Here is a 21,104-nt window from a genome sequence, read left to right on the forward strand (position 1 = left end):
AATCTCATGACAGTGTTGGGGCGATAATCGACGAAGGATTGGAAGGATCATCCAGCGTGGCCGGATAATCCTCCTGCGCTGGCGGTCGATGTCTGGGCGGCCTTGGTATCGATTTCAGGCTCGACCGACATGCCGGAGCGCAACAGGCCAGCCAGCCGCTCGTCATCGATGACGATCTTGACCGGAATGCGCTGGACGATCTTGGTGAAGTTGCCGGTGGCATTGTCCGGCGGCAGCAACGAGAATTCCAGGCCGCTTGCTGGCGAGAGGCTGTCGACATGCCCCTTGATTGCCACGTCCGGGAAGCTGTCGACCTTGATCTCGACCGACTGGCCGGGACGCACATAGGTCAACTGCGTCTCCTTGAAATTGGCGACCACATAGACCGAATGCAACGGCACGACCGCCATCAGCTGCGTGCCCGATGTGACATACTGACCGACGCGGATCGAGCGGGCGCCGACCGTACCGTCGACGGCCGCGACGATATCCGTATAGGAGAGATTGAGTTCCGCTTGCTGGACGGTTGCCGCGGCCCGATCGCGTTGGGCGGCGGCCTGATCGCGTTGGGTCTGCAGCACCGGCACCTTGTTTTGGGCGGCAACGATGGCGGCTTGATCACGCTCGACGGCGGCAGCAGCCTGATCGCGAGCCGATTGGGTCTGTTCTGCTTGCGATTGACTGCCGACGCCGTTGGAGTTCAGCCGGGCCGAGCGAGCGGCATCGGACTTTGCGAAGACGAGCGAAGCCTGAGAAGCCGCTTCGGTTGCTTTGGCCTGCTCGATCAGCGATTGCTGCAGCAGGATCTGCGCATCGATATTGGCAATCGCCGCATCCGCAGCCTTCAGATCGGCTCTTGCCTGCGAGAGCGTGGCCTGAAAGTCCCGGTCATCGATGCGGGCAAGCACCTGGCCGGCCTTGACGGTGTCGTTGTCGTTGACCAGCACTTCCTTGATGTAGCCGGCAACCTTTGGGGCGATCGCGGTGTAGTCAGCCTTAACATAGGCGTCATCGGTCGATTCAATGAAGCGGCCGACCGTCCAATAATGATAGCCGAAGTCGGCGGCAAAGGCTGCACCGGCCAGTAGGGCGGCGACGAGCAGCCCACGCTTGATGGTTTTGCGGCTTGTCCCTGGGGTCTTTGCAACGCTGGAAGCGGGGGCTTCGGCAATCGGCGCTTGCGGCGCTTCGGCGCCGGGTGACTTGGTCACGTCACCGGCTGGCGCAACCTCGGCCTGACTTGCGTTCTTGAATACCTCGTTGCGGGGTAGTTCGACCATTTGTCCTTCTCCTTCAATATCGCGGCCTGCGTGCGAGGGCCATTTTGTTGAGGTGAAGATGCGTCCGATTGGTCTTTCTGATAATCTCCTCGAATCTGGAAGGATCATCAATTCAGAGTGGATAATCCGAGGACGATATGGATCGGCTGACCAGCCTTACAGTTTTTGGCCGGGTGGTGGAGTGCGGCGGCTTCTCCGCCGCGGCGCGCCGTCTCAACATGTCCGTCACCATGGTGGGCAACCATGTGCAATCGCTGGAAGATCGCCTCGGCGTGCGGCTTTTGAACCGCACCACACGCAAGGTCAGCCTGACGGAAACGGGGAAATATTATTATGAGCGTTCCTCACAGATCCTGGCGGATCTCGAGGAGATCGACCGGGCAGCAGGCGCGCTCAACACCATGCCGCGCGGCACGCTGAAAATCTACACCAGCGGTGCCATCGTTCGCTTCCTGCTCCCTGTCGTCAATGAGTTCATGACGCAATATCCGGCAATCTCCCTGGATTTCAATGTCGGCGAGCGCGCGATCGACATGATCGAGGAGGGCTACGATCTGATGATCCGCACGCTGCCTGCGCAGGAATCGACCCTTGTCGCGCGCAAGCTTACTCCGTGGCGTCACATGCTGGTTTGCTCGCCCGAATATCGCGACACGCACCCCATGCCGAAGGTGCCGGCTGATCTCGTGGAACACAATTGCCTGCAATATACCTACTATCCCTATGGTGACGAATGGCGCTTCGAGGATGCAGGCGGTCATCAGGTAGGCGTCAAGATTTCGGGCAATGTCGTTTCCAACAGTGCCGAGACGTTGCGATTTCTGCTGGCAAGCGGCCAAGGCATATTCCTCGCCCCGAGCTTCATCGTCTTCGAAGATGTTGCGGCTGGGCGGCTCATACCCGTAATGCCTGACTACAAGGCGGTGGAGTTCATCATCAGCGCGATGTATCCGAACCGCAGCCATTTGCCGACCAAGGTGCGGCTGTTCATCGATCTCTTGGTTGAACGCTTCGCCGAGCATCGAAAATGGATGACATGAGCATCTGTCATGATATCCGGCGGAATCCGCTTGTGGTTTGCAGACTGCTGCATCCGGTACCGCTTTTCGGAAAGTCCGATGGGTAGATTCAAGAGGTTAGAGCGACCTTGAGCGGCGCAACGAATGGGAAGGGAATGAATGGCTATCGACACTGAGCGCGCCGCCGCCGATCTATCGGTCGCCCCGGCGTTTTTCGAACTGTTGACCGGCAGCTTTCGCCGGATTGTCGGAACTTCGCTTGTTGCCGAAGGGTTAGGGCCTAACTGGCTCTATCACGAGGCCCCATTCGCGGTCGTGGCCCATAATACCGACCCCGATCCGCGCTTTGTCTTTGCCAACAAAGCAGCCCAGAAATGCTTCGAATATCCCTGGGACGAATTTATCACCTTGCCGTCGCGGCTTTCGGCGGAGCTTCCCAATCGCGCGGAGCGGCAGCGCTTGCTGGATGCCGTCACGAGCAACGGCTTCATTGCCGATTATCGCGGCTTGAGGATTGCAAAGTCCGGGCGCCGCTTCTGGATCGAAGACGGTATTGTCTGGCAGCTCATCGACAATGATGGAAAGCACTGCGGGCAGGCAGCGACGTTTTCCGCCTGGAAAGACGCCTGAGGCGGGACGTCGATCTCCATCCCTTTGTGCAGATGCGCGCCAACAGAGACATCAGGTTGCCGCAAAGCGCATCGAATGAAAGTGCAGACCCCGGCGGCACAGGCACCCCGGGGTCTGCTGCTATATCACTTCGGCTTGACGTCCATCGCCAACGTGTCTTCGTCGGAGCGCGGCGTGTAGGAGATCTTGTCCTTCTTCACGCCCCATGCCGATACGTTCACGGCAAGCGGGAGATCGGGCCTGTCAGTGGAAACGAGAAGGTTTGCCTTTTCGAGAAGATCGCGGCGCTTGGCTTCGTCCATTTCGCTGGCGGCATCCTCGATCAGCTTGTCCATCTCCGGGTTGGAATATCCGCGGGTGTTGAACGCGCCGAGCGACTTGGCGCTGTCGTTGGTATGCATCAGCGACGACAGCATGTAGTTGGATTCACCGGTCAGCGTGCCCCACGACGCCATGTATAGCGAATATTCGCCGCGGGTCTTGGCGGGATTGAACACGGCCGCAGGAACGCCGCTTACATCGACCTGAACATTGATTGCAGCGAGCAATTGAGCGACGGTCGGCCCCAGTTCCGTTGGCATGCGGTCGTTTGCGTAGTTCAGCGAGACCTTGAAGCCGTTGGGATAACCGGCATCGGCCATCAGCTTGGCCGCCTTTGCCACGTCAAAAGCGCTGGGCTTGATATCGCTGTTGTATCCGAAGATGTTCGAGGCAACCATTTGCGTGGGAACCTTGCCCATGTCCTCAAGTGCGACTTCGGTGATCGTCTGGCGATCGACGGCAAGGTCGAACGCTTCGCGTACGCGCGGATCGAGGAAGGGGTTCTTTTCCAGCTTCTTTCCGGATTTATCCCAGACCATCGGAGTTTCCTTGCGGAAGTCGAACTCCAGATAGGGGATGTAGACCGACTCGTCCTTGACCACTGCGAGCTTGGAATCGGATTCCAGCGCCGCAAGGTCCGTCGACGGAACCTTCGAAATCAAATCGACCTGGCCGGCCTTCAGCTGTGCGACGCGGGCTGCGTCATTCGGGATTTCCTTGCGAACGACATGATCCCAAGGCTGAGCGCCGCCCCAGTAGCCGTCAAACTTCTCAAGAACGAGGTCCTGCGTGGGGGCCCATTTGACGAACTTGTAGGGCCCGGTGCCGATCGTCGCCTTGCCAGAATTGAAACCGTCTGCGGCCGTTTCCTTGGTCGAATAGGCGGCGGCTGCCTTATGAGACACGATGAACAGACGAACGAAATCGTTGGGGAGTGTCGGGGCAGGCCCAAGGGTCTTGACGCGAACCGTGTGAGGATCGACGACCTCTACGCTCTTCACCCTGCGGACATAGATCGTCGAGGGATTTGGACCGGTAACGTTCGGAATGCGCTCGATCGAGAACTTCACGTCCTCGGCAGTGAAGTCAGAGCCGTCGTGGAATTTTACGCCTTCGCGCAGCTTGAATTCCCAGGTGGTGTCGTCGATCGGCTTCCAGCTGACGGCAAGCGACGGCTCGACCTCAAGCTTGTTGCCCGACTTCAGCAGCGTATCGAAGACATGCTTGGTCGCTTCGGCATTGGCCGATGTTGCCGTAAAATGCGGGTCCATCGAGGCCGGGCCGGACTTGGTGGCGATGACCAGGTCTGCAGCCATCGCCGACAGCGGCATCATGATGGTCGTGGCCAGCAATGCGGCCTTGAAAACGGAGCGTATTGTCATGTGTTCCCTTGTTTCTTTCTCATGGGCAAGAACGGCTTGCCGCCGGTTGTTTGCACCTGGTTGTCAGGAGATCTCGTCTCCATCCTCTTCAGGCTCAAGGTCAGGAACCAGTTGTTGTGGCCAGCTTTCGGAAGCCACCACAAGCTTGGTCAGGATTTCGGAGAGGTTCAGGCGTTCCGCGGGCGACAGGCATTCGAGCATCGTCCGCTCGTAGCTCATCATCTTCTCTTCGACGGCCTCGACCGCGGCGCGGCCCTTTTCCGTCAACTTGAGTGCGACGCGCCGCTGATCGATCCGGTCGAGCTCGCGGCTGATCATGCCGAGCGTGTCCAATTTGGTGACGGCGCGGCTCAAAGTGTTTTTCGGGAAGCCTGAGGAGCGGACGACCTCGGTCAAGGTGAGTTCATCGCTCAGATAGAGCGACCAGAGCACCACGAATTCGGGTCGAAGCAGGCCCAGCTGCTGCTGGATCAACCCATAAACCGGATTGTTGAATTGCAATGCCAGGTAGTTAAGGCGGAATGAAAACCAACAGGGATTCCGCCAAAGTTTGGGGTAGAGCGGATCGTCTTCCGAGAGGCTCGAAAGCCCCGGCTCCTCTCTCCCGGCTCTCCCTTCATATAGGGCAGTGCGCAACAGTTCATCCATCGACAAAACCCGATCAGATTTTCCAATTAGTACTATTTGGGACGATATTTAAAAAATTTGTTGCGTCAACTCCATTTTTTCGTTCCTAATGGAACCGAATTAGAAAACAAATAAAATGCGGAGATGCTCGTCGCACTGGGCTCTTCGTGAGGGGTTAGTGCGTCCAGCCGGCTGATCCCCCATCATTGCAGGAGACGAAAATGCGCATTCAGGACATGCATTGGTCGCAGGTCGAGGCCCGTGTGAAGGAAGACGATCGCTGCATCGTTCCAATCGGATCGGTTGAGCAGCACGCCTATCTGAGCCTTGCGACCGACATGATCCTGGCCGAGCGTGTTTCGGTCGATGCAGCGGAGCCGACGGGCGTCCCGGTCTTCCCGTGCCTGCCCTATGGCATGGCCTCCGGCTTTGCGGATTTCCCCGGAACGGTGACGCTCTCGCTTCGCACCTATATCAACGTCATCGAGGACATACTCGACAGCGTCTATCATGCCGGGTTCCGACGGATCCTCATCGTCAACGGCCATGGCGGCAACACTCCGATCAACCCGCTTTTGTCGGAATGGATGAACAGTCATCGCGATACGTCGGTCAAACTTCATGACTGGTGGCGGGCTCCGAAGACCATGGCAAAGGTGCTGGAAATCGATTCCGCCGCCAGCCATGCAAGCTGGATGGAAAATTTTCCGTGGACGCGCCTCGAAGGCGCGCCGGTTCCGAACTTCAAGAAGGATCGCATCGACTTTGCCGCTGCCGCGCGCGTCGACGCGGGGCGGAAGCGCGAGCGCATCGCAGAAGGCAATTATCACGGCGTATTCCAGCGGCCGGATCAGGACATGTTGGAAATCTGGAAGGTCGCGGTCGAAGAGACGCGCCACGAAATCGAACATGACTGGCACTGAGACGTCAGGGTTACCCTTTTAACGCATCGTCCCCTGCGTAATCGCGAGGGACGCACCGAGAGAGAAGCACATGGCTTCATTCATTCTACGCAGATCGGGACAAGCGCTCATTGTCCTGGTCGTCATGTCCATTCTCGTCTTCATTGGTGTCTACGTCATTGGTAACCCTATCGACGTGCTCATTTCTCCTGACGTTACCCAGGAGATTCGCCAGCGAGTTATCGAGGAATACGGGCTCAACCAGCCTCTATGGAAGCAATACATCGATTTCGTCCTCAAGACGGTTGGTGGCGATTTTGGCAGGTCATTCGTATTCAACATGCCAGTCGACGAACTGATTGCGCAGCGGCTGCCGGCAACGTTGGAACTTGCGGTCATTGCAGTGCTGCTCGCTTCGCTGATCGGCGTGCCGTTGGGTGTCTATGCCGGCTATCGGCCGGACGGGTTTCTGCCGAAGCTGATCATGGCGGGTTCGATCCTCGGATTTTCCGTTCCAACTTTTTGGATCGGCCTCATGCTCATCATGGTTTTTGCCGTGCAGCTGGGCATTTTGCCGGCTGGCGGGCGTGGAGCAACGGTTGATCTTTTCGGCGTTCCATTCTCTTTCCTGACAAGGGATGGATGGATGCATCTCGCGCTGCCTGTTCTTAATCTCGCATTGTTCAAGATGGCGATGATGTGCAGATTGGCAGCAGCAGGGACGCGCGAGGTCATGACCACCGATACCATCAAGTTTGCCCGCGCTGCCGGAATTCCCGAAGGCACGATCCTGCGCAAACATGTGCTGAAGCTGATCTCTATACCGCTCGTAACCGTATTCGGTCTTGAGCTTGGCTCCACGCTTGCTTTTGCGCTGGTCACCGAAACCATTTTCAACTGGCCCGGCCTCGGCAAGCTTATTGTCGACTCCATCGCCTCGTTGGATCGACCCGTAATGGTCGCTTATCTCATGATGGTTGCCGTTCTGTTCGTCGTCATCAATCTCTGCGTCGATCTGGCCTATGCCCTGCTCGATCCGCGCCTGCGTCAGAAAGGTCGTTGAGATGGCGGCTTCCAATCAGATCAGTGTTCCACACCAAGGCCGATCGCCTTTGATGGAGTTCTGGCGCGCCTTCAGAAAGAACAAGGTCGCGGTTGTCGCTCTGGTGGTCGTGACTATCATCGTCTTTCTGGCAATATTTGCCCCGTGGATAACGCCACAAGATCCCTATGATCTCAAATCGCTGGTGCTGCGCGACGCTCGCAAACCGCCGGGGTACGTGAGTGCCAATGGCATCCACTACTGGCTCGGCTCGGATAGCCAGGGTAGGGATCTTCTCTCCGCGATGATCTACGGGCTGCGCATTTCGCTCGAGATGGGGCTGATTGCCGGCGCGATTGCATTCAGTCTCGGTGCGATTGTCGGGTGCTTTGCAGCCTATCGCGGCGGCCGCATCGAGACATTCATCATGCGCCTTGTTGACGTTCAGCTGTCCTTTCCCGCCATTCTCCTTGCCTTCGTCGTTGCGGCTCTGCTCGGGCAGGGAAAGTCGCAGTTGATTCTGGCGCTCGTCTTTGCGCAATATGCCTATTTCGTCAGAACCGCTCATGGTGCCGCCTCGGCTGAGCGGCAGAAGGATTATGTGCAGGCCGCCCTTTCGATACCGATGAGCGGCTGGCATGTCGTGACGCGGCATATTCTACCGAACTCGCTGCCGCCCCTGATCGTTGTCGCAACGGTCCAGGTCGCATCGGCAATCTCGCTTGAGGCGACGCTCTCATTCCTCGGTGTCGGGCTGCCTCCGACCGAGCCTTCGCTTGGCATGCTGATTGCCAACGGTTTCCAATATCTGCTTTCCGGGCGTTACTGGATTTCCATCTATCCCGGCGTCGCGCTGATCATCCTGATCATGGCGATCAACCTCATGGGCGATCAGATCAGGGACATATTGAATCCGAGGTTGCGCAAATGACCGCTCTCCTGCAAGTCGATAATCTTCGCACCTATTTCGAAACCGAGCGTGGCACGGTCAAGTCCGTCGATGGCATTTCGTTCGATGTCGAGAAGGGGCAGATTCTGGGGCTGGTTGGCGAATCCGGCTCTGGCAAGTCCATCACCGGCTTTTCGCTGATTGGATTGCTGGACAAGCCGGGCAGCATCCAGTCGGGCAGTTCGATCCGTTTCGAAGGCCGAGAATTGGTCGGATTGTCAGAGGGCGCACTGCGCAGCATTCGCGGCCGGGAAATCTCGATGGTCTTCCAGGACCCGATGATGACCCTCAATCCGGTTCTCAAGGTTATCGACCAGATTGCCATGGCGATCCGTGCGCACGAAAAAGTATCTGATGCCGAGGTAAGGCGCAGGGCGATCGATGCTCTGGCGCGTGTGCGCATCGTCGAGCCGGAGAAGAAAGTCGATCAATATCCGCATCAGTTTTCCGGCGGTATGCGCCAGCGCGTCGCGATCGCCATCGCCCTGTTGCACAAGCCCAAGCTGGTGATTGCCGATGAGCCGACGACGGCGCTCGATGTCTCCGTGCAGGCGGAAATTCTGAAAGAGGTGAAGGCGCTCGTCGCCGAACTCGGTATTTCGATGATCTGGATCAGCCACGATCTGGCAACGGTCGCATCGATATCGCAGAAGATTGCGGTCATGCGGCTGGGTAAAATCGTCGAGATGGGATCCGTGCCCGAAGTATTGGGATCGCCGAAGCATCCCTATACGCGAGGATTGCTCGATGCATTGCCGTCGAGAAAACGGCCCGGGGAGTTGCTGACCTCGAGCGCCACGGAAAATGCCGAACAGTTTTCGGTTTCAGAGGGTGAACAGGGTAAATCGATCGACGCGAACCCGCAATTCGTCAGCGTCCAAGACGTCAACATGGTGTTCCAGAAGCCGGTGGGATCGACGGGCCGTTTTGCACAGCGGCTAGGTCTTGCTAAGCCGCCCCACGTCAATCATGCCGTTCAATCGGCAAGCCTGACGATTGCGCGCGGCGAGGTGCTGGGGCTGGTGGGTGAATCCGGCTCCGGCAAATCCACGCTGGGACGGATCATCTGCGGCATCTACACGCCGACCTCGGGCAATGTCCTCGTCGATGGCCGCAAGGTGCGGGAAAACGACAACAAGATCGGGACCTCGGTCCAGATGATCTTTCAGGATCCCTTTGCATCGCTTGATCCCCGGCGCACGATATTTCAATCAGTCGCGGACGGGCCGATCGCGCACAGGCTCTGCACGAAGAAGGATGCGCGCAGCTACGTCAACCGGTGGCTCAAGGCGGTCGCTTTCGATCCGGCTCTGGCAGACCGCTATCCGCATCAGTTTTCCGGCGGACAGAGGCAGCGTATCGCCATCGCACGCGCGCTTGCTATGCAGCCGGAACTGATTGTCTGCGACGAGCCCGTGGCATCTCTCGACGTGTCCATTCAGGCGCAGGTCATCAACCTTCTGCTTGAGCTGAAGCGCAGCCTCAATCTGACGCTGCTTTTCATCAGCCATGATCTATCCGTGGTCCGACATCTGTGCGACCGCGTTGTCGTCATGCATCACGGAAAGATCGTCGAGGAAGGTTCGGTCTCGCATATCTTCGCTGAGCCAAAGCAGCCTTATACACGAATGTTGCTGGACGCAGTTCCGAAGCTTGCCTGGTAATGGAACGGATCGGCAAGCCGTAAGTAAGTTACGGCTGCCGAAATTCATTCATTCGATATCGAGACGTAAGTCAGCCCTTAGTTCTGCCGATTTGTCTCGCGCTCAGTGCGCCTCCGCCTTGGGCGCATTGCGAAGTGCAATGAAGACCAAGGCAGACAGCAGAGCGATCATCGCCGCGACCAGTACCAAGACCGAGCCATGTGCCTCCGCGAACGCCGCTTTGGCGGCCACCGCAATTTCCAGACCATCGCTCCCGCCGATTTCGCGAGCGGCTGTCATGGCCTCGCTGATGGAATTGGAGACGCCATCGGCGGCGACGGGATTGGTGAAGGCCGAGCGGTAAATGGAGTTCACGAGTACGCCGAAGATCGTGATACCTAGACCCCCGCCCAGTTCATACCCGGTGCTTTCGAGCGCGCCAGCCGCTCCGGCCTTTTCCGCGGGTGCGCTTCCCATGATCGCGATGGACGATGCCAGAAGCCCGACGCCAAGTGCGAAGCCGAGGACGACGAGGAGGACAGCGACGATATAGGCATTTTCGACAAGGTCGGACAGCGAGATTGCGAATAAGGCGAGCGCCGCTGCCGCCATCGACGACGAGGCAACGGCTCGAAGGCCATATCGATTGGCGAGCTGACCGCCCACCGGTCCACCGATCGCTGCGGCAACGACCAGGGGAAGCATGAAGACGCCTGCTTCAAGGGGCGTCTTGTCGAGCACGAACTGAAGCTCCTGCGCCAGCACAAGCTCGAACCCGGCAAGCGAGCCACTGGCCACGAATGCCATCATCAGTCCGACGGCAATCGCCGGTTTCGTCAGCAAGGACAGATCGAGCATCGGGTTTTCGGAGGAGATCTGTATGCGGGAAAACCATGCAAGCAGGCCCACGCCAACGAAGAGCGTCACAGCGGTCTCAACGCTAAGCCCTGTCTTGAACCCGGATTTGACGCCGTAGACGGTCAGGATCAACCCGGCCACCAGGATCAACGCCTGCCCGGGCTTCCATGTTGCTTGCGAATTGCCCGATGACGACGGGACGAGGCGCCAAACGACGGGAATGACGATCAGCATGATCGGCACGTTGACGAGGAAGACCGAACCCCACCAGAAATGCTCCAGCAGCGCGCCGCCGACGAGAGGGCCAATCGCGGCGCCGGCCATGCTGACTACGCTCCAGATACCAAGAGCCGTCGCGCGTTCCGCATCGTCTTCGAAGGTCTGCCGGATGAGGGCGAGAACGCAGGGCATGATCATCGACGAGCCGATGCCGAGCAACGCACGTGCGACGATCAGCATCGGCGCCGATGTCGAGAACGCGGCGGCGATCGAGGCTGCCCCGAAGACGCCGAGTCCGATCAGAACTATCCGGCGATAGCCGATCCTGTCCGCTAACGTCCCCATCGGCACGAGCAGGCCGGCCATGACGAGAGGATAGATATCGATGATCCACAGGACCTCATTTCCCGAGGCTCCCAATGCGACCGCGAGGGAGGGGATAGCGATGTGAAGGATCGTCATGTCCACGACAACAGGCGTGAATGCCATCATGACGGCGACGAGGATAAACCAGCGGCTCGAATGCATTAAGGCACCTGCGCAGATAGTTTTCGAACGGTCGTTTTCTCAACAACTGAGTTTCACATACGAGCGTTCGCAACATTAACGGGGGCGACCGGAGACATCGAAAAGGCAGACCGCGTGATTGCGATTGCCGCCCGTGTCTCCGGGCCGGAGGAGCAAGGCCCTAAGGCCGTGCTGGCGCAAGACGCGGCAAACCGTGACGGCGGACAGCATCTTGCAAGGACACCTGCATGGACGACGGCGGATGAAGCAGAGTGACGTTCGCAGGCATTTCGGTTCCTTTGAAAGAGCGGAGATCTGCCGCCCATCCGGTCAGGGATGGGCTGACGTTGTCGATTTGGAGACTTCCTCGCCGGCTTGGTCCTCAACCGGTCTCTTCGTCCGCAACACCTTGAGAACGAAGACGAAGAATGCCGGAACGAAGAAAACAGCAAGGACTGTGGCCGAGATCATGCCGCCGAGCACGCCTGTGCCGATTGCGTTCTGGCTGGCGGCGCTCGGACCGGTGGCGATCGCCAGCGGAACGACGCCGAGGGTAAAGGCGAGCGATGTCATGACGATCGGCCGGAACCGGACCCGCGCCGCTTCGATGGCTGAATCCAGCAGCGATTTGCCTTGCCCGTAATAGTCCTTGGCGAACTCCACGATGAGAATGGCATTCTTGGCGGAAAGCCCGATGATCGCGATCAAGCCGACCTTGAAGTAAAGATCGTTCGGCATGTCTCGCAGGATCATCGCCAGCACGCAACCGATGATGCCGAGCGGCACCACCAGCATCACAGAAAGCGGGATAGACCAGCTTTCATAGAGGCCTGCCAGCAGAAGGAATACGAACAGGATCGAGAGGCCGAACAGTATCGGAGCCTGTGCGCCCGATGCGATTTCTTCTCTCGACTGCCCGGACCACTCGTAGCCGAAACCGCTCGGCAGTTCCCCTGCCAGACGCTCCATTTCGGCGATCGCCGCGCCGGAAGATTGACCCGCAGCGGCTTCGCCGGTGATGCGGATCGTGGGATAGCCGTTGTAGCCGACGATCTGTGGGTTGCCCTTGCGCCAGGTCGCAGTTGCGAAGGACGCCAGGGGGACCATGCCGCCGCTTGCATTGCGAACATTCAGCTTCATCATGTCCTCCACCTGCATGCGGCTGCGACCCTCGGCCTGGACGATCACCTGTTGCATCCGTCCCGCATTGGGGTGGTCGTTGATGTAGGAGGATCCGAGGTTGGCGGTGATTGTGTCGTTGATCTCGGCGAAGCCAACACCAAAGGTATTGGCCTTCTCGCGATCGATTTGAAGGATGACCTGCGCGGCTTCGGGCATCCCTTCGGTGCGGACGTTGGTGAGGATGCTGCTCTTTGCAGCCTTCTCCATCAACTCGGCGCCGGCATTCTTGAGGGCTTCCAGCCCGCGCCCGGCGCGATCCTGAAGCCTGAACGAGAAGCCGCTCGTGGTTCCGAAGCCGTCGATGGCGGGAGGCGAGAGTGCGAAGGACGTCGCATCCTTCAATGTCGACAGCTTCTGGTTCACGCGCGCCGCGACCTCATCGGCGGAGCTGCCCTTGGGCCGCTCGCTCCAATCCTTGAGCGTGACGAAGGCGAGCGCCGCATTCGCGCCGCTGCCGGAGAAGCTGAAGCCCTGAACGGCGAAGACGTCCCTGACGGCCGGTTCGGCCTTGAAAATGGCTTCCACCTGCTTCAGCGAAGCGATCGTGCGATTGGCACTTGCTTCCGGCGGCCCCTGGATATCGACGATGAGAATACCCTGGTCTTCCTGCGGCACGAACGAGCCTGGCAGGTTGACGAAGAGATAGCCAAGACCGATCACGAGCGCGAGATAGACCACCATCATGCGGCCGGATCGGCGCGCCATTCCGGTGGCCGTCCGGGCATAGCCAGCCGTGAGGCTGCTGAACTTGCGGTTAAACCAGCCGCCGGGGCCGCCCTTCTCGTGATGCCCCTCTTTGATAGGCTTCAGGAATGTGGCGCAGAGCGCTGGTGTCAGCGATAGCGCAAGGAAGGCCGAAAAGAGGATCGACACGACCATGGTCAGCGAGAACTGACGATAGATGATGCCGGATGCACCGGGGAAGAATGCCATCGGGATGAAGACGCAGGACAGCACCAGGGTGATGCCGAGGATCGCCCCGGTAATCTGGCTCATCGCCTTCTGGGTCGCAGCCTTCGGGGAAAGGCCTTCTTCGGCCATGATGCGCTCGACGTTTTCGACCACGACAATGGCGTCGTCGACGAGAATGCCGATGGCCAGCACCATGGCGAACATGGTCAGCACGTTGATGGAGAAGCCCGTTGCGTACATCACCGCGCAGGTTCCGAGAAGCGCGACGGGGACGACGAGCGTCGGAATGACCGTGTAGCGGAAGTTCTGCAGGAACACGAACATAACGATGAAGACAAGCGCGATGGCCTCGAGCAGCGTGTGCACGACCTTCTCGATCGAAGCCTTCACGAAGGGGCTCGTGTCGTAGGGAATGGAGTATTCGACGCCCTTGGGGAAGAACTTCGACAGTTCGTCCATCTTCGTCTTGATCGCGCTGGAAACGGCGACGGCGTTGCCTGTCGAGGTCAGCTGGATCGCAAGACCGGCGCTCGGCTGGCCGTTGAGCCGGCTCGTCGTCGAATAGTTTTCCGCGCCGTCGTCGATACGGGCTACGTCGCGCAGCCGTACGGTCGAGCCGTCCGAATTGGCGCGCAGGATGATGTCGCCGAACTGCTCGGCGGTCTTCAATTGTCCCTCGACGATAACGGTAGCGGTCAGGTCCTGGCTGACGGGGTTCGGCGTCGCACCGATCTGGCCCGCTGCGACCTGGGCATTCTGTGCGACGATCGCGGCATTGATATCAGCGCTCGTCAGATGCAGTCCGACCATCTTGTCCGGATCGATCCAGACGCGCAATGCGCGCTGCGACGCAAAGACCTGCGCACGTCCCACGCCCGGCAGTCGACGGAGTTCACCGAGAACGTTCCTGTTGATGTAGTCGCCAAGAGCGATCTCGTCCATCGAGCCGTCGGTCGAGGTCAGGGCTGCGATCAAGAGGAAGCCGGAGCTGGCTTCCTCCACTGAAATACCCTGCGTGCGTACAGCGGCCGGCAGGCGCGATTCCACGCGCCGAACAGCGTTCTGCACGTCGACGGTCGCCTTGCCGATATCGGTTCCGGTGGTGAAGGTCGCGCTGATGCTGACCGAGCCGGAATTGTCGGATGTCGATTCGAAATAGACCAGTCCGTGGACGCCGTTCAATTCCTCCTCGATCTGCCGGGTGACGCCCTGGTAGATCTCCTGCGGCGAGGCGCCTGGATAGGAGGCTGAAATCGACAGCTGCGGCGGCGCCACATTGGGATACTGGGCAACCGGCAGCATGGGGATCGTGATGATCCCCGCTATCATGATGAAGAAAGCGCAAACCCATGCGAGGACGGGCCGCCTGATGAATAATTGTGCCATGTTCGTATTACTTCGCGGCCTGAATGGGAGTGCTGGGATCGGCGGCGTCGGGCTTCCATGCCTCGGCGTTCACCTTTGCTCCGGGCTGGACCTTCTGGACTCCGTCGGCGATCACCTTCTCGCCTTCCTTCAATCCGGAGAGAACGATCCATTCCGAGCCGAGGGAGGTGCCGAGCGAGACATCACGCACCTGCGCGGTGCCATCGGCCGCGAGGACGAACACTTGGGGTTTACCCTCCGAGGTCCTGGTGACGGCGCGTTGCGGGATCGTGAGACCGGCCTGTTGGACCGCTTGCTCAATGCGTACGCGGACATACATGCCCGGTAGGAGATCGCCCTTTGGATTGGCGAACTCTGCCCGCAGCGTGACTTGGCCGGTGTTCGGATCGACGTTGGCATTCGAGAACAACAGCTTGCCGGGTAGCGAGTAAACCTTGCCGCCGTCGAAGACGAGTTCGACGCGCGCTTGGCCGGGTGCCGGGCTCTCGAGCTTGCCTTCGCTTACCGCCTGCTTGAGCGCAAGAAGTTGCTGCGCCGACTGCGTGAAGTCGGCATAGACGGGATCGACCTGCTGAATGAGCGCCAGATTGGAGGTGCTGTCCGCCGTCACCAGCGTTCCTTCGGTGGCAAGGGCGCCGCCGATGACGCCGGTGATCGGCGCCCGCACCTCGGTGTAACCGAGGTTGATCTTGGCCTCGTCGAGCACGGCTTGCTGAGAAGCGACATCGGCCTCGGCCTGATCGAGATTGACGGCGGCTGTGTCGTAGTCCACCGCGCTGACAACATTGCGTTCTTTGAGCGTGCGTTGGCGTTCGAGCTGCTGCTTGGCATTGGCCTGAACCGCCTTCGCCTTCTTGAGTGCCGCTTCGGCGCTGGCGACGCGAACCTCGAACAGGCGTGGATCGATCCGGTACAAGACGTCGTCTTTGTGGACCAGGCTGCCTTGCTCGAAGACGCGCTCCTGCAATATGCCCGAGACCCTGGCCCTCACTTCCGAAACCCTGGTCGCCGCGATGCGGCCGGGAAGCTCGCTCATCACGGGAACGGCATGCGCCTTCAATTCAACGACACCCACGGCGGGCGTCGGCATCTGGCCTTCTTCCTGGGAGGATACCTGGCCTGCGACCAGCGCGAGCATAGCCGTAACCGTCAGCAGCACCTTTCGCCCACGCAGTCCCTTGTTCATCAGCATTGATGGCTTCCTGTCTGGACCGAAGGGTGAGGATTTTCCGGACGTGGCGTCACGCCATCTCACCGCTTCGATTCTATTTTCGAACGTTCGTGTCTAGTCTTATGGTTCACGCCGGAGCCGTCGGAGGATTTCGAGAAATCCTCCGACGGCTCCGGGGCTACTGTCTTCATGCGATTCCGGGCGGAAAACCGCTGCGCACTTTTCCGGGAATTGCTCTGCCTAGCACCAAACAGGAGAAGCGTTGCGGTTCGATGGAGTATATGTGGAGGTTTCGTGGAGACGCGAAATGAATGTTGACGGCCAGCGTCGCGCGGCCTTTTCTCAAGGCTGGAGGTGCGAATGGAAAACGCTCTTGTACTGATCATTGAGGATGAGCCGGAAATATCCGATATCCTCGAACGCTATTTCGAACGTGAGGGATTTCGCGTTCTGACTGCATCGGACGGCGAGATAGGGCTTTCCCATCACCAGCGTCTCAGGCCCGATCTGGTCGTGCTCGATGTCAAGCTACCCAAGCTTGACGGTTATGCCGTGCTCGCCGCGATCCATAAGCGCGGAACCACGCCGGTCATCATGGTGACCGCGCTTGCCGATGATGTGGACAGGCTGCAGGGCTTGCGGGCGGGTGCCGACGATTATGTCGTGAAACCGTTCAACCCCGCCGAGGTCGTGGCGCGCGCCCGCGCGATCCTCAGGCGGTCGGTCAGCGGCGGTATGGCGAACAAGGTTTTGCGGATCGGGAGGCTCTCGATCGATTCGGTTGCGCATGTGGCATCGGTCGACAACGGCGATCGTCGGATTGTTTTACCCTTGACCCGGACGGAGTTTCGGATTCTCGAGTTCATGGCCGGCTATCCCAACCGGGCCTTCGAAAGAGGCGAGATCATCGACGCCTGCCTTCCGGAAGGTGATGCACTCGACAGGACGGTCGACAGCCATATGAGCAAGCTTCGCAAGAAGCTCGATGCGGTTGGCGTCGGCAACCTTCTCAACGGGGTCAGGGGAGTGGGCTACCGCCTTGGCGACCTTGGTTAAAAATAGCCTCAATCGGCAGATCGTCTGGTCGACAACGATCGTCGCGTTCGTATCCCTGTCGGTCATGTTCTTCGGCTTCCTGATCTATGGTTGGGTCTGGGATTGGCTTTTCCCGGAACCTGCCGCAGCGGAAGAATGGGCGCCGACCGACTTCGTGGTTCTTGCCATCAATGTCGCGATCGGTCAGGCCGTGGGTGCCTATGTCGGTTGGCGGCTCGCCCGGCGACTGGTCAAGCCGCTCATCGCGGTCGCCGAAACTGCCCGGACTATCGCCGAGGGGGACTTCACCGGCCGCGCCACGGGGCAGGGCACATTCGGAGAGGCAGACCGGTTGATCGAAGATTTCAACCAGATGGCGGAGAAGCTCCAGCGAGCCGAAAAAGAACTGATATACTCGAATTCTGCCATCGCACATGAGCTTCGCACGCCGTTGACGATCCTTCGGGGGCGCATGCAGGGGCTTGCCGACGGCGTCTTCGAGCCGAGCCAGGATGTGTTTCTCGGCCTGGTCAAGCATATCGATTCCCTCACCCGGATCGTCGACGATCTCAAGACCCTCTCGCTGATGAATGCGGGCCGGATGGAACTTCAGGTCTCGCGCTTCGATTTGGCGGCGGATGTCGGCGACACCGTCGATACGATGAGACCGGCGCTGGCGGCGCAACGATTGGAAATCGCCACTGACTTGCGCAACGCGCCGATCATCGCGGATCGGGCGCGGCTTCGGCAGGTCGTTCTCGCCTTGATGGACAATGTCGCGCGCTATGCGCCGGGTTCGCGGCTGGAGGTCAAGACTTTCATGAAGGGCGGATTTGCCATTCTGCAGATTTCGGACACCGGGCCGGGGATGACCCCTTTGGAGCAGGAATACGCCTTCGAGCGCTTCTGGAGAGCTGACGAAGCGCGGAGCAGAAGGGCCGGAGGATCCGGGCTCGGCCTATCCGTGGTCAAGGCGATCGCCGAGGCACATGGCGGCAAGGCGACGATCGAAAGCCGCAAGGGTGGCGGGACGACCGTACGCTTCACTGTCCCGCGTTACTGAGCCTGGGACATTCCGGAGCGCATCCGCCTCTCTTTGGATCGCGAACGACCTCCGTCTTCTTGGCCTTGCGCATTCCCGGCGGAAAACCGCTCCCTCTTTTTCTGGAAAGGCTCCCAGGCATCCGGCGATATCATAAAATCTTGACGCCACCTCGACGCGATCTTCACACAGCTTCGTCAGAACGATTGCCTTAAAGGATCGTTCTCGCTTTAAGGACGGGCTGAAGGAAGATGAAGCCAGAAACCGGTTCCGACATGTTGGAACTCCTCGACGCCATCCATCGCAAAGGCCCGTTGGAGTTCTCCGGCAATCGCACCCCGGATACTGAAACGGGATTGCTATTGAAACACGCCCTTGAATCTTCGCTCATTCGCGCAGGCGACGCCAACGGCCAGTTCGGTCTCAGCTTCGTATTGACGGGAAAAGGGCGTCACGCTCTCGGCTTGAAAGCCGATGCCCGAGAGAGCGATGCTGCGGATAAGCCATTCGCCAGTGGTTCGAGGCAAAGACAGATCTTCGCTGCTCTCATCCGCCTCACGCCCGCAATATGCTTCATTGCCGTGCTTTGCGGGATCGTTCTCTCGCTACTCGTCGTCAGGAGATAGGCCCGGTGTTTCCCAGAGGTCATATAAGCATGCTGAGGCAATGCTTTTTCAAATTGGCCAGGAGGACGCCGTTGCGGTCGCGAGGCCGCGGGAGCGCCACGTCGATGGTTTCGCGTATTCGGCCGGGATTGGGCTCCATGACGATGACACGATCAGCAAGATAAAGGGCTTCCTCGACATCATGCGTGACAATGACGATCGAGACCTGGTTTTTCTCCCAGATCGACAGCAACTCGTCCTGCAGGCGCATTCGCAGGATTGAGTCGAGCGCGCCGAAAGGCTCGTCCATGAGAAGAATATCGGGTTCCTGAGCGAGTGCGCGCGCGATTGCGGCTCGCTGCGCCATCCCTCCCGATAGCTGACGCGGGTAGGCTTTCGAGAATTCGGCGAGCCCGACCAGTTCGATATAATGCTTGGCTTTTTCCTGACGCTGGCGGGCAGGAAGATCGCTATTGTCGAAGGCGAGGGCGACATTTCCCTCAACGGTAAGCCACGGAAAGAGACGATGGTCCTGGAATACCATGCCGACCTTGGTTCGGGATGCTGTCTGTGTGTTGCTGACGATCGATCCTCGAAAATCGCTATCAAGGCCAACGATGAGACGCAGCAAGGTTGACTTGCCGCATCCCGATGCGCCGACCATTGCAACGATCTCGTTGCGGCGCACGGTGAAATTGATGTCCTTCAGGACCGGCCGCGCAACGCCATCAAGGGAATAGGCCTTGCTGACATGTTCAATCGATAGCGCATTCATCGCTGTTCTTTCGTCCAGGGAGAGAGGGATGCCGCAATGAGACGGACCGAATAGGAGAGCAGGAGGCCGCCGACCGCGAGCGCGATGACGCCGACGAGGACGATATCCATCCTGAACTGGTCGCGCGCGCTTGCCAGATAGCTGCCGAGCCCACGCCCGTTACCCACGGCATATTCCGCACCGATTGTTCCGATCCAGGCAGAGAGTATGGCGATCTGCAGGCCGAGATAGATGCTGGGGAGGGCGGCGGGGAAATAGAGCTGCCGGATTCGCGTGCCGCGACGCAGGTTCAGGACATCAGCGACGTCGATCAGCGCCGGAGGAACTTGTCGGACGCCCTGCTCCGTCGCAAGAAAAAGCGGGAAGAAGGTGGAGAGAACGGTAAAGACGATCTTCGTGCCTTCACCATTGCCGAACCACGCGGTCAACAGAGGGATCCAGGCGAAGAGCGCGACCTGTCTGACCGTATGGATGCCGGGCGACAGACTCAATGCTGCGGCGCGGTATGTCCCTGCCAAATAGCCGAGGGCGATCCCGATTACACTGCCGATCACGCTTCCGATCAGTACGCGCAACAGGCTTGCAAGCAGGGAGAACCAGAGTTCGCGCCCCGAAGGATCCAGAAGCGGCACCTCTAATACCCGCAGAGGCGTCACGGCCATCGGACCGGACAGAAAGCCCGCCGCTGCCGATGCCCACCAGATGAGAGCCGCCGCCAAGGGAATGAGAGCCCCGCGCGGGATCCACGCCGGAAGCCTGAGGCTTTCAGACATTGGCGGCACTCCCTTTGCGCACGGCGCGCTCGGCCTTTCTCAGCAGCAGGTCCAGTCCGAAGCCGAAGGCGCCGACGACGATCATGCCGACAATTACGATATCGAGCTGGAACAGCGTTCGCCCCCAGACCATCATGTAGCCGAGGCCGTCTGTTCCGGCGAGCATTTCGACGACGATCAGAGAGACGAAGGCCTGGCTGAGGGAGAGCCTTACACCGCTTGCGATGAATGGCGCCATTGCCGGCATTACCAGCTTGAAGAAGCGGGTTCTGGCGCGAAGGCCGAGTACGTCGGCGACCTCGCTCAATCCTGTCGGAATGTTCCTTGCGCCCTCGGCCGTGCTGATGGCCATGGGCACGAAGCAGGCCTTCGCCAGGATGACGATCTTCAGGCTTTCCTCTATCCCGAGCAGAAGTATGAGGATCGGCAACCAACCGAGGGACGGCACGGCAGCCAATGCCCGGAAGGATGGCCCGAGATAGGCATTGGCCGTCGCGGATCGGCCAATAAAAAGGCCGAAGAGAAAGCCGAGCGAGGCCCCGATCAGGAAACCTTCGGCGATGCGTTGGAAGCTGATGAGGGCGGCCGTGAGAATGTCGCCGCTCGCCAAAAGCTCGAGAAATGTCCGGAACACCAGATCCGGTGATGGCAACACTTGCGGCGAGACCCATCCCTCCGCAGCGCTGATCCACCAGAAAGAGAGGACAAGCGCCGGAGCAGTGAGAACGAGCGACACTGTGCCTGCCGTTCGATACCAATCCGGCCGCCATGGGCCCGGTCGAACGTCCGAGGCATTTCCCGAAAGGGAAAGATCATCCTGCGCTTCGAACGTTGCCATGATCTG

Annotated in this window: 18 protein-coding genes; 9 read left to right on the forward strand and 9 right to left on the reverse strand. The window is 59.4% G+C overall.

Features of this window, described 5'->3' with window-relative positions:
- Positions 1-47: 47 nt before the first annotated feature.
- Positions 48-1,280, reverse strand: a complete 1,233-nt coding sequence (locus ACIQJ2_RS04195; RefSeq protein ID WP_199143163.1) for an HlyD family secretion protein — start codon at positions 1,278-1,280, stop codon at positions 48-50.
- A 137-nt stretch (positions 1,281-1,417) separates the two neighbouring features.
- Here ACIQJ2_RS04195 and ACIQJ2_RS04200 point away from each other — a divergent pair, with 137 nt between their 5' ends.
- Both ACIQJ2_RS04200 and ACIQJ2_RS04205 read left to right on the forward strand, forming a co-directional pair.
- Complete coding sequence (locus tag ACIQJ2_RS04200) at positions 1,418-2,320, forward strand: LysR family transcriptional regulator (protein WP_199143161.1); 903 nt, start codon at positions 1,418-1,420, stop codon at positions 2,318-2,320.
- A gap of 138 nt (positions 2,321-2,458) precedes the next feature.
- The gene (locus tag ACIQJ2_RS04205) at positions 2,459-2,929 is read left to right on the forward strand and encodes an MEKHLA domain-containing protein (RefSeq protein WP_400665467.1); all 471 of its coding nucleotides are present in this window, start codon (positions 2,459-2,461) and stop codon (positions 2,927-2,929) included.
- A gap of 125 nt (positions 2,930-3,054) precedes the next feature.
- Here ACIQJ2_RS04205 and ACIQJ2_RS04210 read toward each other — a convergent pair whose 3' ends face one another.
- On the reverse strand, positions 3,055-4,632 hold the full coding sequence (locus ACIQJ2_RS04210; protein WP_400665465.1) for an ABC transporter substrate-binding protein: 1,578 nt from the start codon (positions 4,630-4,632) through the stop codon (positions 3,055-3,057).
- A 63-nt stretch (positions 4,633-4,695) separates the two neighbouring features.
- Positions 4,696-5,268, reverse strand: a complete 573-nt coding sequence (locus tag ACIQJ2_RS04215) for a MarR family winged helix-turn-helix transcriptional regulator (RefSeq protein WP_400665463.1) — start codon at positions 5,266-5,268, stop codon at positions 4,696-4,698.
- 212 nt (positions 5,269-5,480) lie between these two features.
- On the opposite strand from ACIQJ2_RS04215, the gene ACIQJ2_RS04220 reads away from it, so the two are divergent.
- The 4 genes from ACIQJ2_RS04220 (at position 5,481) to ACIQJ2_RS04235 (ending at position 9,816) form a co-directional block, all read left to right on the forward strand.
- Positions 5,481-6,182, forward strand: coding sequence for a creatininase family protein (locus ACIQJ2_RS04220; protein WP_199143153.1), 702 nt, complete (start codon positions 5,481-5,483; stop codon positions 6,180-6,182).
- Positions 6,183-6,252: 70 nt separating this feature from the next.
- A complete protein-coding gene (locus ACIQJ2_RS04225; RefSeq protein WP_400665461.1) occupies positions 6,253-7,224 on the forward strand; it encodes an ABC transporter permease in 972 nt (323 codons plus the stop codon).
- Between the two features lie 52 nt (positions 7,225-7,276).
- Entirely contained in the window at positions 7,277-8,134 is an 858-nt protein-coding gene (locus ACIQJ2_RS04230; RefSeq protein ID WP_400665459.1) for an ABC transporter permease, read from the forward strand.
- Positions 8,131-9,816 (forward strand): dipeptide ABC transporter ATP-binding protein, encoded by a 1,686-nt coding sequence (locus ACIQJ2_RS04235; protein WP_400665457.1) that lies wholly within the window; start codon positions 8,131-8,133, stop codon positions 9,814-9,816. The genes ACIQJ2_RS04230 and ACIQJ2_RS04235 overlap by 4 nt, the downstream gene beginning before the upstream one ends.
- Positions 9,817-9,918: 102 nt before the next feature.
- Here ACIQJ2_RS04235 and ACIQJ2_RS04240 read toward each other — a convergent pair whose 3' ends face one another.
- From ACIQJ2_RS04240 to ACIQJ2_RS04250, 3 genes are all read right to left on the reverse strand, one after another.
- Positions 9,919-11,400, reverse strand: a complete 1,482-nt coding sequence (locus ACIQJ2_RS04240) for an MFS transporter (RefSeq protein WP_400665455.1) — start codon at positions 11,398-11,400, stop codon at positions 9,919-9,921.
- 309 nt (positions 11,401-11,709) lie between these two features.
- Positions 11,710-14,859 (reverse strand): multidrug efflux RND transporter permease subunit, encoded by a 3,150-nt coding sequence (locus ACIQJ2_RS04245; protein ID WP_400665453.1) that lies wholly within the window; start codon positions 14,857-14,859, stop codon positions 11,710-11,712.
- Positions 14,860-14,866: 7 nt separating this feature from the next.
- Complete coding sequence (locus ACIQJ2_RS04250) at positions 14,867-16,051, reverse strand: efflux RND transporter periplasmic adaptor subunit (RefSeq protein ID WP_400665451.1); 1,185 nt, start codon at positions 16,049-16,051, stop codon at positions 14,867-14,869.
- Between the two features lie 339 nt (positions 16,052-16,390).
- Between ACIQJ2_RS04250 and ACIQJ2_RS04255 the strand changes: the two genes are divergently transcribed.
- From ACIQJ2_RS04255 to ACIQJ2_RS04265, 3 genes are all read left to right on the forward strand, one after another.
- A complete protein-coding gene (locus ACIQJ2_RS04255; protein ID WP_199143142.1) occupies positions 16,391-17,086 on the forward strand; it encodes a response regulator in 696 nt (231 codons plus the stop codon).
- On the forward strand, positions 17,070-18,128 hold the full coding sequence (locus tag ACIQJ2_RS04260; protein WP_400665448.1) for an ATP-binding protein: 1,059 nt from the start codon (positions 17,070-17,072) through the stop codon (positions 18,126-18,128). The genes ACIQJ2_RS04255 and ACIQJ2_RS04260 overlap by 17 nt, the downstream gene beginning before the upstream one ends.
- A gap of 230 nt (positions 18,129-18,358) precedes the next feature.
- Positions 18,359-18,733, forward strand: coding sequence for a hypothetical protein (locus ACIQJ2_RS04265; protein ID WP_400665446.1), 375 nt, complete (start codon positions 18,359-18,361; stop codon positions 18,731-18,733).
- Positions 18,734-18,752: 19 nt separating this feature from the next.
- On the opposite strand, the gene ACIQJ2_RS04270 is transcribed toward ACIQJ2_RS04265, so the two are convergent.
- The 3 genes from ACIQJ2_RS04270 to ACIQJ2_RS04280 are packed head-to-tail and all read right to left on the reverse strand — an operon-like array spanning position 18,753 to position 21,098.
- Positions 18,753-19,487, reverse strand: a complete 735-nt coding sequence (locus ACIQJ2_RS04270; RefSeq protein ID WP_400665444.1) for an ABC transporter ATP-binding protein — start codon at positions 19,485-19,487, stop codon at positions 18,753-18,755.
- Positions 19,484-20,260 carry an ABC transporter permease gene (locus ACIQJ2_RS04275; RefSeq protein ID WP_400665442.1) on the reverse strand — a complete coding sequence of 259 codons (777 nt, stop codon included), beginning with the start codon at positions 20,258-20,260 and terminating at the stop codon, positions 19,484-19,486. The genes ACIQJ2_RS04270 and ACIQJ2_RS04275 overlap by 4 nt, the downstream gene beginning before the upstream one ends.
- Entirely contained in the window at positions 20,253-21,098 is an 846-nt protein-coding gene (locus ACIQJ2_RS04280) for an ABC transporter permease (RefSeq protein WP_400665440.1), read from the reverse strand. The genes ACIQJ2_RS04275 and ACIQJ2_RS04280 overlap by 8 nt, the downstream gene beginning before the upstream one ends.
- Positions 21,099-21,104 lie beyond the last annotated feature (6 nt).

Origin of the sequence: Rhizobium sp. NPDC092011 (assembly GCF_044756305.1) — a bacterium.
Lineage (GTDB): Bacteria > Pseudomonadota > Alphaproteobacteria > Rhizobiales > Rhizobiaceae > Rhizobium.

Coding starts and splice junctions, on each gene's coding strand:
- ACIQJ2_RS04195 (WP_199143163.1), bottom strand. CDS start 1,280: ATGGTCGAACTACCCCGCAACGAGGTATTCAAGAACGCAAGTCAGGCC.
- ACIQJ2_RS04200 (WP_199143161.1), top strand. CDS start 1,418: ATGGATCGGCTGACCAGCCTTACAGTTTTTGGCCGGGTGGTGGAGTGC.
- ACIQJ2_RS04205 (WP_400665467.1), top strand. CDS start 2,459: ATGGCTATCGACACTGAGCGCGCCGCCGCCGATCTATCGGTCGCCCCG.
- ACIQJ2_RS04210 (WP_400665465.1), bottom strand. CDS start 4,632: ATGACAATACGCTCCGTTTTCAAGGCCGCATTGCTGGCCACGACCATC.
- ACIQJ2_RS04220 (WP_199143153.1), top strand. CDS start 5,481: ATGCGCATTCAGGACATGCATTGGTCGCAGGTCGAGGCCCGTGTGAAG.
- ACIQJ2_RS04225 (WP_400665461.1), top strand. CDS start 6,253: ATGGCTTCATTCATTCTACGCAGATCGGGACAAGCGCTCATTGTCCTG.
- ACIQJ2_RS04230 (WP_400665459.1), top strand. CDS start 7,277: ATGGAGTTCTGGCGCGCCTTCAGAAAGAACAAGGTCGCGGTTGTCGCT.
- ACIQJ2_RS04235 (WP_400665457.1), top strand. CDS start 8,131: ATGACCGCTCTCCTGCAAGTCGATAATCTTCGCACCTATTTCGAAACC.
- ACIQJ2_RS04240 (WP_400665455.1), bottom strand. CDS start 11,400: ATGCATTCGAGCCGCTGGTTTATCCTCGTCGCCGTCATGATGGCATTC.
- ACIQJ2_RS04245 (WP_400665453.1), bottom strand. CDS start 14,859: ATGGCACAATTATTCATCAGGCGGCCCGTCCTCGCATGGGTTTGCGCT.
- ACIQJ2_RS04250 (WP_400665451.1), bottom strand. CDS start 16,051: ATGCTGATGAACAAGGGACTGCGTGGGCGAAAGGTGCTGCTGACGGTT.
- ACIQJ2_RS04255 (WP_199143142.1), top strand. CDS start 16,391: ATGGAAAACGCTCTTGTACTGATCATTGAGGATGAGCCGGAAATATCC.
- ACIQJ2_RS04265 (WP_400665446.1), top strand. CDS start 18,359: ATGAAGCCAGAAACCGGTTCCGACATGTTGGAACTCCTCGACGCCATC.
- ACIQJ2_RS04270 (WP_400665444.1), bottom strand. CDS start 19,487: ATGAATGCGCTATCGATTGAACATGTCAGCAAGGCCTATTCCCTTGAT.
- ACIQJ2_RS04275 (WP_400665442.1), bottom strand. CDS start 20,260: ATGTCTGAAAGCCTCAGGCTTCCGGCGTGGATCCCGCGCGGGGCTCTC.
- ACIQJ2_RS04280 (WP_400665440.1), bottom strand. CDS start 21,098: ATGGCAACGTTCGAAGCGCAGGATGATCTTTCCCTTTCGGGAAATGCC.